The organism is Aeromonas sp. L_1B5_3, from assembly GCF_963866575.1.
Lineage (GTDB): Bacteria > Pseudomonadota > Gammaproteobacteria > Enterobacterales > Aeromonadaceae > Aeromonas > Aeromonas jandaei.
In genome coordinates, this window is the sequence record NZ_CAWMDN010000161.1 from 79,870 (window position 1) to 93,070 (window position 13,201).

Annotated in this window: 11 protein-coding genes; 7 read left to right on the plus strand and 4 right to left on the minus strand. The window is 58.5% G+C overall.

Features of this window, described 5'->3' with window-relative positions:
• Positions 1–3 precede the first annotated feature (3 nt).
• Together AACR93_RS21245 and AACR93_RS21250 are read left to right on the plus strand one after the other, a co-directional pair.
• Positions 4–231 (plus strand): YejL family protein, encoded by a 228-nt coding sequence (locus tag AACR93_RS21245; RefSeq protein WP_005344699.1) that lies wholly within the window; start codon positions 4–6, stop codon positions 229–231.
• A 47-nt stretch (positions 232–278) separates the two neighbouring features.
• Positions 279–2,129 carry a DUF3413 domain-containing protein gene (locus tag AACR93_RS21250; protein WP_043849824.1) on the plus strand — a complete coding sequence of 617 codons (1,851 nt, stop codon included), beginning with the start codon at positions 279–281 and terminating at the stop codon, positions 2,127–2,129.
• Between the two features lie 79 nt (positions 2,130–2,208).
• Here the strand turns inward: AACR93_RS21250 and AACR93_RS21255 are convergent, their stop codons facing one another.
• Positions 2,209–3,036: a MetQ/NlpA family ABC transporter substrate-binding protein gene (locus AACR93_RS21255; protein ID WP_043849825.1), complete on the minus strand. Its 828-nt coding sequence runs from the start codon at positions 3,034–3,036 to the stop codon at positions 2,209–2,211.
• 461 nt (positions 3,037–3,497) lie between these two features.
• Between AACR93_RS21255 and asp the strand changes: the two genes are divergently transcribed.
• Positions 3,498–5,372, plus strand: coding sequence for a serine protease Asp (asp, locus tag AACR93_RS21260; RefSeq protein WP_043849826.1), 1,875 nt, complete (start codon positions 3,498–3,500; stop codon positions 5,370–5,372).
• A gap of 18 nt (positions 5,373–5,390) precedes the next feature.
• Positions 5,391–5,849, plus strand: coding sequence for a serine protease chaperone (locus tag AACR93_RS21265; protein WP_043849827.1), 459 nt, complete (start codon positions 5,391–5,393; stop codon positions 5,847–5,849).
• A gap of 74 nt (positions 5,850–5,923) precedes the next feature.
• On the opposite strand, the gene ppsA is transcribed toward AACR93_RS21265, so the two are convergent.
• Entirely contained in the window at positions 5,924–8,302 is a 2,379-nt protein-coding gene (ppsA, locus tag AACR93_RS21270; protein ID WP_043849828.1) for a phosphoenolpyruvate synthase, read from the minus strand.
• Positions 8,303–8,620: 318 nt separating this feature from the next.
• On the opposite strand from ppsA, the gene ppsR reads away from it, so the two are divergent.
• On the plus strand, positions 8,621–9,433 hold the full coding sequence (ppsR, locus tag AACR93_RS21275; protein ID WP_033116017.1) for a posphoenolpyruvate synthetase regulatory kinase/phosphorylase PpsR: 813 nt from the start codon (positions 8,621–8,623) through the stop codon (positions 9,431–9,433).
• Between the two features lie 120 nt (positions 9,434–9,553).
• On the opposite strand, the gene AACR93_RS21280 is transcribed toward ppsR, so the two are convergent.
• Positions 9,554–9,877: a hypothetical protein gene (locus AACR93_RS21280; RefSeq protein ID WP_082044047.1), complete on the minus strand. Its 324-nt coding sequence runs from the start codon at positions 9,875–9,877 to the stop codon at positions 9,554–9,556.
• A 348-nt stretch (positions 9,878–10,225) separates the two neighbouring features.
• On the opposite strand from AACR93_RS21280, the gene AACR93_RS21285 reads away from it, so the two are divergent.
• Positions 10,226–11,608, plus strand: a complete 1,383-nt coding sequence (locus AACR93_RS21285; RefSeq protein WP_043849829.1) for an amino acid permease — start codon at positions 10,226–10,228, stop codon at positions 11,606–11,608.
• A 67-nt stretch (positions 11,609–11,675) separates the two neighbouring features.
• Here AACR93_RS21285 and AACR93_RS21290 read toward each other — a convergent pair whose 3' ends face one another.
• Positions 11,676–12,011 (minus strand): ArsR/SmtB family transcription factor, encoded by a 336-nt coding sequence (locus tag AACR93_RS21290; RefSeq protein WP_043849830.1) that lies wholly within the window; start codon positions 12,009–12,011, stop codon positions 11,676–11,678.
• Positions 12,012–12,119: 108 nt separating this feature from the next.
• On the opposite strand from AACR93_RS21290, the gene AACR93_RS21295 reads away from it, so the two are divergent.
• Positions 12,120–13,196, plus strand: a complete 1,077-nt coding sequence (locus AACR93_RS21295; protein WP_043849837.1) for a permease — start codon at positions 12,120–12,122, stop codon at positions 13,194–13,196.
• Positions 13,197–13,201 lie beyond the last annotated feature (5 nt).

Sequence of the window (13,201 nt, forward strand, 5' to 3'; positions counted from 1 at the left end):
ATTATGCCCATCGTATCAAAGTACAATAACGAGCAGTTTGACGCCCTGATGAACGACCTGATCACCGCCCTGGAGAAGCACAAGGCGCCGGTGGATCTCAGTCTGATGGTGCTCGGCAACCTGACTACCAATATCATCAACGGTATGGCTCCGGCCCAGCGTCAGGCCATCACCGAAAAGTTTGTCCAGGCCCTGACCGCATCGGTCGATAACCGCCACGACACGCACTGAGTCCCCGACTCTGTTGATTTGACGTTTCTCAACGCAGATGGATCACTATGGTCGAAACCGGTAACCCCTATCGTGATAATGTCTCTCGCCTGATCACCTGGGGGCATTGGTTCTCCTTCTTCAACATCATTCTCGCCATGCTGATTGCCACCCGTTATCTGGGCGCCATCAGCTGGCCGTCGACCACCCTTGGCGTGGTCTACCTCGTTGTAAGCTGGATTGGCCACTTCTCGTTCTTAAGTTTCGTCACCTACCTGCTGACGATCTTCCCTTTGAGCTTCGTGTTGCCCAAAGAGAAGCCCCTACGCTTCATCTCCGCCGTCGTGGCGACGCTGGCGCTGGTGCTTTTACTGATCGACACCCAGGTATTCCGGCTCTTCAAGTTCCACCTCAATGCCCAGGTGTGGCAGTTGCTGCTGGATCAGGCCCAGACCGAGGAGGGCTCGATCTGGAGCATCATCTTCGTCGCCGTGCCGACCATCTTCCTGCTGCAACTGCTGCTGTCGGCCTATGTCTGGCGCAAAATCAACAAGCGCAAGCGCCGTCAGTACGGCAATCAGGTAGGGCTGGCGCTGCTGGTCTGCTTTATCCTGACCCACGTGGTCAACAGCTGGGCGGATGCCACCCTGTATCAGCCCATCACCATGCAGCGTGCCAACTTCCCCCTCTCCTACCCCATGACGGCCCGCTCCTTCCTGGCCAAACATGGCTGGCTGGATCTGGATCAGTACGAGAAGCAGGCGGCCAGCCAGAGCGATGACAGTGACAGCCGGATCCGCTATCCGCTGCGGCCACTCAACGTCAATGCGCCCCTCACCCACAGCAACCTGCTGATTGTGGTGGTCGATTCGCTGCGCTTTGACATGCTCAACAACATCAACATGCCCAATCTGCAGCGCTATGCGGATCAGCATCTCAGCTTCCGCAATCACCTGAGCGGCGGCAACGATGACCTGATGGGGATGTTCAGCCTCTTTTATGGCCTGCCCGGTCACTACTACAAAGAGATCAGCAGCGACAAACGCCCGCCGGTGCTGTTTGACGAACTGCTGCGCCAGGATTACCAGTTCGGCCTGTTCGGGGCGATAGAAGATGGCCAGAAGTATCGCAAGAGCATCCTCGCCGGTCTGCGCAAACAGGTGTTTGTCTCCGAGCAGACCAACGACGGCAAGCTGCTGACCGACTGGCAGCAGTGGCTGGAAAAGCGTACGCCGGAGCGCCCCTGGTTCTCGCTGGTCTATCTCTCAAGTCCTGGCGACTACCAGCTGCCCGCAACCATGAAGGGCCCTTTCCAGCCGGAGCTGACCAACTTCAATCCGGCCACCGCCTATCGGGCGGAAAACCTGGTGAAGCTGGAGAATCGCTACAAGAACTCGGTCTTCTATACCGACCAGTTGCTGGAAGAGATGCTAACCAAGCTGCAGCTGCAGGGCATGGACAGCAATACGGTGGTGGTCATCACCTCCAACCATGGTCAGGAGTTCAACGACACCCAGAGCAACAGCTGGGGCGCTGGCAGCAACTACTCCCTCTATCAGGTACAGGTGCCCATGGTGGTGGCCTGGCCTGGCCGCAGCAGCCAGGTGATCGAACAGCCGAGCAGCCATTTCGACCTGGCGCCGACCCTGATGCAGGGGATGCTGGGGGTGCGCAACCCGCCGCGTGATTACAGCATTGGTCGCTCGCTGTTCGACTTCAGCCCGCGCAACTGGCTGCTGGCCGGGGATCAGAATGACTTTGCCATCTACCAGAGCGGAACCATCACCCACTTCAACAAACAGGGTGACTTCGAGCTGCTGGATCGCAATAGCTATCAACCCATCAAGCGGGCCACCCCCGACATGGGCGCCATGATCCAGGTAATGAACGAGCTCAACCGCTTCTACCGTCACCCCTGACAGGCAACTATTCAAACAAAACGCCCCCGCATTCGGGGGCGTTTTTTATGGAGTTGCGCCAAGCAATTACTGGTGTGGATTATTGAACCTGCCCGGTCGACCATGCCTGCGGCAATTTGTAGCCGGCAAACCGCTTGGCGGCATAAGCCTTGAACTCGGCCGAGTTGTAGGCGGCCGCCACATCCCTGACAAATGGCTTCTCGCTGTCGACCTGCTTCACGACCACCCAGTTGATAAAGTTGTAGCTGCGCTCAAGAAAGAGCCCCTGGCTAAACGGGATGCCGCTGGAGGCGGCAAAATTGCCGTTGATCACCGCAAAATCCACATCCTCCCGCGAACGGGGCAGTTGCGCCGCCTCGAGCAGCACCAGCTTGAGATTGTGCGGGTTATTCACCACATCAAACTCGCTCGCCTTGAGCGGGTTAATCCCCTTCTTGAGAGTGAGCCAGCCCAGATCCTGCAGCATCAGCAGGGCTCGCGCCTGATTGGTGGGATCGTTGGGGATAGCCACCGTACTCCCCTCTTTCAGCTGATCGAGCGTGGCCAACTTGCCTGAATAGAGCCCCATCGGCCCGGTGGGCACCTGCACAACGGGTGTCAGTGACAAACCGCGGTCTTTGCTAAAGCTCTCAAGATAAGGCTTGTGCTGGAAACAATTCACATCGAGCGAGCCATCCGCCAGCGCAATGTTGGGGGAAACATAGTCGGTAAATTCCACCAGCCTGACCTTGTACCCTTTGGCCTCCAGCTGCGGCTTGATGGAGTCGGTTACCATGTCGGCAAAATCCCCCACCGTAGTGCCGATCACAATCTCTTGGCGATCCTGCTCACCCGCCCGGGCAGTGCCAGCCAGAGTGCCGCTCAGCAAGAGCAATAGAGAACAAAACCAGAAGGTGCGACGCAACATACAAGACTCCCTGTCTCAAGACTCATCAAGGTGATAGCGGACTACTGATTTCAAATTGGAAATCTGGACGTCCAAATGGCTAATGAAAGACAACTTATCAGAGTCGGCTACCAATACCAAGCGACAAAAATGAGGAAGCTTATGAGCCGGGCGACGCAGAGATGGGGAATGAAGAGAACGGAGTGCAAACAAACAGCGCCAGTGTGGCTGTGCTCAGCGGGCATCAGTTAACAAAGACAGCTAACCACCTGAGCTAACAACAAAAAGATCAATAGCGAGCGCTGATAAATGCTCTCAATAAAACACACGATCAGCTCCAATGGAATATCTAACATAAAAAAGATCAGATTTCTTTGAGGCTGATCTAACTTATGAAAACAGGTTCTTTTGGCTCTTCATTATCCATGTGTAGATTCCATTCGCACCCAGGAAGGTGCTCTATAAGATGGAGTTTAAAAATAATGAAGCAAACATCGTTAGCACTGGCGATCACAGCACTGCTGTCGGCTCTGCCAGTTGCATCTGTTCAGGCAAATGAAAGTTGTGCCCCCCTGACCGGCAAGGAAGCCGGACTGGATACCGGCCGCAGCAGCAGCGAACGCTGTCTGCCCGGCATCAACCCGCTGCAGGATCAGCAGTGGTATCTGCTCAACAGTGGCCAGGATGCCTTCAGCGCCCGTGGCGGCGTGGCAGGTAACGATCTCAACCTCTGGTGGGCACATCGCACCGGCGTGCTGGGTCAGGGGGTCAATGTGGCCGTAGTGGATGATGGCTTGGCTATCGCCCACCCGGATCTGGCGGACAACGTCCGTCCGGGCTCAAAAAACGTGGTGACCGGCAGCGATGACCCGACCCCGACTGATGCGGATACGGCGCACGGCACTTCGGTCTCCGGCATCATAGCGGCGGTAGACAACGCCATCGGCACCAAGGGGATCGCCCCGCGGGCCCAGTTGCAGGGGTTCAACCTGCTGGACGACAACAGCCAGCAGTTGCAGAAAGACTGGCTCTACGCCCTTGGCGACAGCGATGCCAGCCACGATAACCGGGTGTTCAACCAGAGCTATGGCATGAGCCTGGTCGATCCCCGTCCGGCCAACGATCTGGATCAGGCCCAGCTCGACCGCCTGTTCGAACAGCAAACCCTCAAGGCGCAGAGTGCCGCCTATATCAAGGCTGCCGGCAACGGCTTCAACAAGATAGCGGCGGGCGGCTATGTGCTCAATCGCACCGGCAACGGCCCCAAATTGCCGTTTGAGAACAGCAATCTCGACCCCTCAAACAGCAACTTCTGGAACCTGGTGGTGAGCGCGCTCAACGCAGATGGCGTCAGATCCTCCTACTCCAGCGTCGGCAGCAACGTCTTCCTGAGCGCCACCGGCGGCGAGTACGGTACCGACTCCCCCGCCATGGTGACCACGGATCTGCCCGGCTGCGATATGGGCTACAACCGCACCGACGATCCCCGCACCAACCGGTTGCACGGCAACCCGCAACTGGATGCCAGTTGCGACTACAACGGCGTCATGAACGGCACCTCCTCTGCCACCCCCAGTACCTCGGGCGCCATGGCACTGCTGATGTCCGCCTACCCGGATCTGTCAGTACGCGATTTTCGGGATCTGCTAGCGCGCAGCGCTACCCGGGTCGATGCCAAACATCAACCCGTGATGGTCAGCTACACCAGCAGCACCGGCAAGGTGCGCGACGTAAAAGGGCTGGAAGGGTGGGAGCGCAATGCCGCCGGCATGTGGTTCAGCCCGACTTACGGTTTTGGTCTGATCGACGTCAACAAGGCGCTTGAGCTGGCAGCCAATCACCAGCCCCTCCCCCCGCTGGTGCAGCTGCCGTGGCAGAAGATCAGTGTCACCGGCAGTGCCGCTGCCATCCCGGATGTGGGCAACAGCCCGACCAGCTCGGCGACCCGCATTGCCACACCGTTGACGGTCGAAGCGGTTCAGGTGATGGTGAGCCTGGATCACCAGCGTCTGCCTGATCTTCTGATCGAACTGGTCTCCCCCGCTGGCACCCGCAGCATCCTGCTGAGCCCCTTCAACAGCCTGGTCGGCCAATCTCTCGACCAGCAGCAGCTGGGCTTTGTGCGAACCAAGGGATTGCGTGACATGCGCCTGCTCTCCCACAAGTTCTACGGTGAATCGGCCGAAGGCCAGTGGCGACTGGAGGTAACCGACGTTGCCAACGGTACCCGTCAGGTCTCTCTGCTCAATCGCAAGACCAAGGAGCGCACCACCCTGACCGAGCGCAACAACCGTCAACCGGGCAAACTGATCTCATGGTCCCTGCGGGTCCTGGGTCACGATGCCAACCGCAGCTAACACGCTAGGAGTATTACCATGAACAAACCTGTTACCTTGCTTCTGGCAACCCTGCTGGCTCCCCTCTCGGGACAGCTCTGCGCCGAGGAGTCCGTCACCATGGATGGCAAGCAGTACAGCACCATAGAGGTGAACGGCCAGACCTACCTCATTCCCGACAACGGCAGCAAGAAGCGGGTCACCCGCAGTCTGGATGACAAAGTGCCGCAGCAGAGCCTGCGCCGCGGCGACGTATTGATGCAGGGGGCGGCCAGCCCCGAGCTCACCGTCAGCGGTACCCTGCTGGTGGAGGCTGACGATGCTACTGCCAAGGCGCTGGCGACGCGCCACGGCTTGAACTTCAAGCAGAGCAGCGGCGGTATCGCCCTGCTGGAGGCCAAATCGGGCACCGATCTCAATGCCATCGCCACCAAGCTCCAGAGCGAGGGGGTGAAGGTACAGATCGAGCTGTCGGGGGCCGAGCGGCAACCAAAATAGGTCTCGTCAGCGGGATAACAAAGGGGGCCATCATGGCCCCCTTTCTATTCTATTCTCTTCACTGCGACAGCGGCTTACTTGCGGCCATGCTGCTCCGCCAGATAGAGCCAGGTATCGACCACGGTATCCGGGTTGAGCGACACCGAGTCGATCCCCTGTTCGACCAGCCAGGCGGCGAAGTCCGGGTGATCGGATGGCCCCTGGCCGCAGATCCCCACGTACTTGCCCGCCTTGCGGGCGGCGGCAATGGCCATCGCCAGCAGCGCCTTGACCGCCTCGTTGCGCTCGTCGAACAGGTGGGCGATAAGCCCCGAGTCCCTGTCAAGTCCAAGCGTGAGCTGGGTCATGTCGTTGGAACCGATGGAGAAGCCGTCCACGTGTTCGAGGAACTTGTCTGCCAGGAGAGCGTTGCTCGGGATCTCGCACATCATGATCACCTTGAGCCCCCGCTCGCCACGGCGCAGACCGTTCTCGGCCAGGATGTCGATCACCTGCTCCGCCTCGCCCACGGTGCGCACGAAGGGGATCATCACCTCGACGTTGGTCAGCCCCATCACATCGCGCACCCGCTTGATCGCCTCGCACTCGAGGGCAAAACAGGGGCGGAAGCTGTCGGCGATGTAGCGCGACGCACCGCGGAAACCGATCATCGGGTTCTCTTCGTGAGGCTCGTAGTCACGGCCCCCCACCAGGTTGGCGTACTCGTTGGACTTGAAGTCCGACATCCGCACGATCACCCGCTCCGGCCAGAAGGCGGCGGCCAGGGTGGCGATGCCCTCGGTCAGCTTGGCGACGTAGAACTCACGCGGGCTGTCGTAACCGGCGATCATCTTGCCGATAGTGGCCTTGAGTTCGGGGCTCTGGCTGTCGAACTCCAGCAGCGCCTTGGGGTGCACCCCGATCATCCGGTTGATGATGAACTCGAGACGGGCCAGACCGACACCGGCGTTTGGCAGCTGGGCGAAGTCGAACGCCCTGTCCGGGTTGCCGACGTTCATCATGATCTTGATGGGCAGACGCGGCATGTTGCCCACCTCGGTGACCGCCACGTCGAAGTCGAGTTCGCCGTCATAGATAAAACCGGTATCCCCTTCCGCGCAGGAGACGGTGATAAGCTGGCCAGCCTCGATGCTATCGGTAGCATTGCCACAGCCCACTACCGCCGGAATGCCCAGCTCGCGGGCGATGATGGCGGCGTGACAGGTACGGCCGCCCCGGTTGGTCACGATGGCGGAGGCCCGCTTCATGATGGGCTCCCAGTCCGGGTCGGTCATGTCGGTGACCAGCACATCGCCGGGCTGTACTTCGTCCATCTGACTGATGGAGGAGATGACCCGCGCCGGACCCGCGCCAATCTTGTGACCGATGGCCCGCCCCTCGATCAGCACCTTGCCCGCTTGCTTGAGGGCGAAGCGCTCGAGGGTGTTGGCCTCCTGGCGGCTGCGTACGGTTTCCGGACGTGCCTGCACGATGTAGAGCTTGCCATCCTGCCCATCTTTGGCCCACTCGATGTCCATCGGGCGGCCGTAGTGCTGCTCGATGATAAGGGCCTGTTTCGCCAGCTCCATCACCTCGGCATCCGTGATGCAGAAGCGGCCGCGCTCGGCTTCATTGGTGTCGACAATCTGCACCTGACGGCCATGGCTGGCATCGCCGGAATAGGTCATCTTGATAAGCTTGGAGCCGAGGGTCTTGCGCACCACCGCCGGGCGTCCCCCCTTGAGGGTCGGCTTGTGCACGTAGAACTCGTCCGGGTTGACCGCCCCCTGCACCACCATCTCGCCAAGACCGTGGGCCCCGGTGATAAAGACCACGTCGTTGAAACCCGACTCGGTATCCAGAGTGAACATGACGCCGGAGGCGGCAAGATCCGAGCGCACCATCCGCTGCACCCCGGCCGACAGGGCGACGCCCTTGTGGTCATAACCCTGATGCACCCGATAGGAGATGGCGCGATCGTTGAACAGTGAGGCAAAGACATGCTTGATGGCTACCATGACCGCATCGATGCCGCGCACGTTGAGGAAGGTCTCCTGCTGGCCGGCAAAGGAGGCGTCCGGCATATCCTCAGCGGTGGCAGAGGAGCGCACCGCAAAAGAGGCATCCAAACCTGCACTCAGTCTGGCGTAAGCCTCGCGGATCGCTTGCTCCAGCGCGCTCTGGAACGGGGCTTCGATCACCCAGTCACGGATCTGCTGACCGGCCCGATTGAGGGCGGCAATGTCATCCACATCCAGATTGTCGAGCAGATGGTGGATCTTGCCGTTGAGGCCGCTTGACTCCAGAAACTCGTTAAACGCAAAGGCGGTGGTGGCAAAGCCCCCCGGCACCGATACACCGGCGCCAGAGAGGTTGCTGATCATCTCGCCAAGGGATGCGTTCTTGCCGCCAACTCGTTCTACGTCCTGCATTCCGAGTTGCTCGTACCAGAGTACGTACTGTTGCACTTGCATGTCTCCAGGTTGGTGGGCAAGGTGCCATGGCACCTTTTTTGTGCCCGATTTTTATAGGTGAGTAAGGTGCGTTATTGTCTCTTTCTTCTATTGCCAACGACCATGAAAACGTTTTCTACTTATTGTCAAAAAAATCCCCGAGCAAGATAGGGGATGGTCGAATGACCCGAACATTCTACAATGCCGACACAAAAAGATAACGACTCAGGTTTGCTAGCCACTTCACAACTTGGGCATGGCAGATCGGTTGACAACAGGGGGATGGTTTCGACAGATACTTCCTGGCCAGCCCCTTGGTCGATGTAACAGGAGCTCTACGTGCACACCGTATTTTATGTTTCCGATGGCACCGCCATCACCGCCGAAGTGTTCGGCCACGCGGTACTGAGCCAGTTTCCACTGGCCTTCGAGCAGATCACCATCCCCTTCGTGGAGAGCCGTGAAAAGGCGAGGCAGGTGCGGATGCGGATCGACGAGCAGTTTCGCCAGACCGGGGTGCGCCCCATCCTGTTTCACACCATCATCGATCCCCAGGTGCGCGAGGAGGTACTGAAAGCAGAAGCGAGCAGTCACGACTTTCTCAACACCTTCGTCAGCCCGCTGGAACAGGAGCTGGGGGTGAAGGCCGAACCCCGCCCCCATCGCACCCACGGCATGGAGAACCGCAAGCTCTATGACGATCGCATCGAGGCGGTCAACTTTGCGCTGGCCAACGACGATGGCATCACCACCAAAGAGTACGACGAAGCGGACATCATCCTGATCGGGGTCTCCCGCTGCGGCAAAACCCCCACCAGCCTCTATCTGGCGCTGCAGTTCGGCATTCGCGCCGCCAACTACCCCTTTATCGAGCAGGACATGGGTGGACTGGAACTGCCGACGCCCCTCAAGGCCAACCGTCACAAGCTGTTTGGCCTCACCATAGCGCCACAGCGGCTGCACGAGATCCGCAACCAGCGCCGCGCCAATAGCCGCTACGCCTCGCTGGAGCAGTGCGAGCAGGAGTTGGCCAGCGTGGAGCGGCTGTTTCGTCAGGAGGCGATCCGTTTTCTCGATACCAGCTCCCACTCGGTCGAGGAGATCAGCGCCAAAATCCTCGAGGCAACCGGCCTGCGTCGCCAGCTCTGTTAAGCCAGCTTGACAGCAGATAAGCCACGCCAGATGCAAAGAGGGGAGAAGCCATCAAGCTTCTCCCCTCTTTTTCTGGTTATTACCCCATGGCCGCCGTGATGAAAAGCCGCCCGGGATTGCCTAGCGATTGAGTTCGGGATTGTTCAGCAAACGGGCATAAAAGGGCAGCAGGCCGTGGCGCCTGCGGATCCGCTCGGCCAGCAAACAACCCGCCAACGCCCCTACCACACCTCCGGCCAGCAGAAGCAACGGCCAGTGGTGCAACAACCCCTCATCACCCAGTACAAACCAGCCCCCCATCATGGCCGTCATCGCGACCAGCAGCAGCGGACTGGCGGCAATCAGCAGCCAGATCGTCACCAGCAATCCGCTGGCAACCCAGCGCTGCAGCAGTGTTACCTCGTCACGGGTATGCCGCAGCTCATCCTGTTGCCTCTCCATCATCAGCCCTCTCCTCCCGGTCAAACACCCAGAAATCAAAACGACTCAACAAATGTCAACAAAACACAATTCGATTGGTTGAATTTCAAGCAAAACCTATCTCATCACCTGAAAATCTAATGAAAAAGCTGGTTTGCGACCAAAATACCACCACTTGGCGCGGAAAACAGGTGCATTTATGGCGAATTATCACTATTCTGCTTCCGTTGCCAGTCCAGATTAAAAATTGAAAATGACATGGCGTAACGAAATAAATACAGATTTCGTCAGGTTTTGGCTACGCATCGCGATGCTGCTCAGGAAGAGCCCAACACCGGCAAGAGACAACAGAGATAGGTAAAGGACAGATCCATGGATTTGAAACAAGACGGTGAAGAGCTGAAACGCGGCCTCAAAAACCGCCACATTCAGTTAATTGCGTTGGGCGGTGCCATCGGTACCGGCCTCTTTCTGGGGATTGCCCAGACCATCAAGATGGCAGGCCCCTCCGTACTGCTGGGTTATGCCATCGGCGGCTTTATCGCCTTCCTGATCATGCGCCAGCTCGGTGAAATGGTGGTGGAAGAGCCGGTAGCCGGCTCCTTCAGCCACTTTGCCTACAAATACTGGGGTGAGTTTGCCGGTTTCGCGTCCGGCTGGAACTACTGGGTGCTCTACGTGCTGGTGAGCATGGCCGAGCTGACTGCGGTGGGTATCTATGTCCAGTACTGGTGGCCCGAGATCCCGACCTGGATGTCGGCAGCCTTCTTCTTCGTGCTGATCAACACCATCAACCTCTCCAACGTCAAAGCGTTTGGCGAGATGGAGTTCTGGTTCGCCATCATCAAGGTGGTCGCCATCATCGGCATGATCGGCTTTGGCGGCTATCTGCTCATCTCCGGTGCCGGCGGCCCCGAGGCGAGCGTGACCAACCTGTGGGCTCAGGGCGGCTTTTTCCCGAACGGCATCAGCGGTCTGGTGATGGCGATGGCGGTGATCATGTTCTCCTTCGGTGGTCTGGAGCTGGTCGGTATTACCGCAGCCGAAGCTGACAACCCCGAGAAGAGCATCCCCAAGGCCACCAATCAGGTGATCTACCGGATCCTGATCTTCTACATCGGCGCCCTGGCCATCCTGATGTCCCTCTACCCCTGGGGTAAAGTGGTCGAAGGCGGCAGCCCGTTCGTGATGATCTTCCACGCACTGGATAGTGATCTGGTCGCCACCGTGCTCAATATCGTGGTGCTGACGGCGGCGCTGTCGGTCTACAACAGCTGCGTCTACTGCAACAGCCGCATGCTGTTCGGTCTGGCCAAACAGGGCAACGGCCCGAAAGTGCTGCTCAAGACCAACAAGAGCGGTGTACCGCTGGTTGCCCTCTCGGTCTCTGCCATCGCCACCCTGCTCTGCGTGCTGATCAACTACCTGATGCCGGGCAAGGCCTTTGGTCTGCTGATGGCGCTGGTGGTCTCCGCACTGGTGATCAACTGGGCGATGATCAGCCTCGCGCATCTGAAATTCCGCAAGGCCAAGGTCGCGGAAGGTGTCCAGCCCAAGTTCAAGGCGTTCTGGTATCCCTTCGGCAACTACCTCTGCCTCGCTTTCATGGTCGGTATTCTGGTGATCATGTATATGACCCCCGATTTCCGCATCTCGGTCGAACTGATCCCGGCCTGGCTGGTGGTACTGGGCATCGGCTTCATCATCAAGCGCAAGGGACAGGCCCAAACCAAGGCAGCCGTCAATCTCGGTTGATAACCTGGCTTCTCAATAGCAAAAACGCCGATCATCTGATCGGCGTTTTTTTATGCAAGCGAATCGCTCACTGTTCACCAGCCGGTGCCTTGGCGGATAACGGCTCTGTACGGGTAGGGCTGTTGACGCAGCACTCCTCCTGAAAAAAGGCGATGATCTCTTCCAGTACCGCATATTGGGAGACGCAAAGCAGGGTGCGGCTCTCGCGGTTCTGCTTCACCAGCCCGACCGAGACCAGTGCCGCAATATGATGGCTGAGGGTTGATCCCGGGATCTCCAGCTGCTTTTGCAGCTCACCCACCGGCAACCCCTGCTCCCCCGCCTTGACCAGATGTTTGAAGATAAACAGACGGGTTGGATGACCCAGCTCCTTCAATGCCTTGGCAACCTCTTCCAGCTCCATTCTCATTCCCCTGCAACGCTGTGACATTTCGATAATACCAGAAATATCTTGACCATCACATCATTTCGAATATTTTAGAAATATAGTTTTCACCAAGAGAGTATGATGATGAACCACTGGTTACCGATGCTGACTGATGCATCCCATATGTTTTTATTCCTGGTTTTTGAGCTTTCCATCCTGTTTCTGATCATCAGTGCAGGGGTCAGCTTGCTACGGCAAAAAATCCCCGATGAAAAGATCCAGCGCCTGCTGGGGGCGCGCAAAGGCAGAGGCTACTTGCTCTCTGCGTTGCTCGGTGCCGTCACCCCTTTTTGCAGCTGCTCCACCATCCCCATGCTGAGAGGATTGCTCTCCGCCAAAGCCGGCTTTGGCCCGACCATCACCTTTCTTTTCATCTCCCCGCTCTTGAATCCCATCATCGTCGGCTTGATGTGGGCCACCTTCGGCTGGAAAGTGACACTGCTCTACGCAGTGATTGCCGCCAGCGTCTCCATGCTGGCCAGCCTGCTGCTCGACAAAATGGGGTTCGAACGGCATGTCATTGATGCCAGAGAGGCAATCTCCGGTAGTTGCACCACCGGTTGTAAACCCGGCACCAAGAGAGCCTCTCCGGCGCAAACCGCCTGCTGCACAATCAGCGCAAGTCCCATCAAGGCCATGCGGCCGATGGCAAGCGCCACCTGCTGTAGTACCTCAGCCCTGAGTGCAGAGGTCCCCACCCTCTCGTGCTGCCCGGATACAGCTACTACCCCGGTTGCTACAGAGATGCTGCCTGCCCAGTTGCGCAAGGCTGGTGCCGATGCCTGGCAGCAGTTTCGCGATGTACTGCCCTTCCTGCTGCTTGGCGTACTCATCGGCTCTTTCATCTATGGCTTTATTCCGGCCGAGTGGATCGCCGCCCATGCCGGCGCCGACAACCCGCTGGCCATCCCCTTCAGCGCTATCGTCGGGATCCCGCTCTATATTCGTGCCGAGGCAGTGATCCCGCTGGCGTCGGTACTGCTGGGCAAAGGGATGGGAATGGGCGCCGTGATGGCGCTGATCATCGGCAGCGCCGGCGCCAGCCTGACCGAAGTGATCTTGCTCAGATCGATGTTCAAAGCCCCCATGATAGTGGCCTTCCTGACCGTGATCCTCGGCATGGCTGTCCTGATGGGCTACCTCACGCAGTTGCTGTTCTAACAACC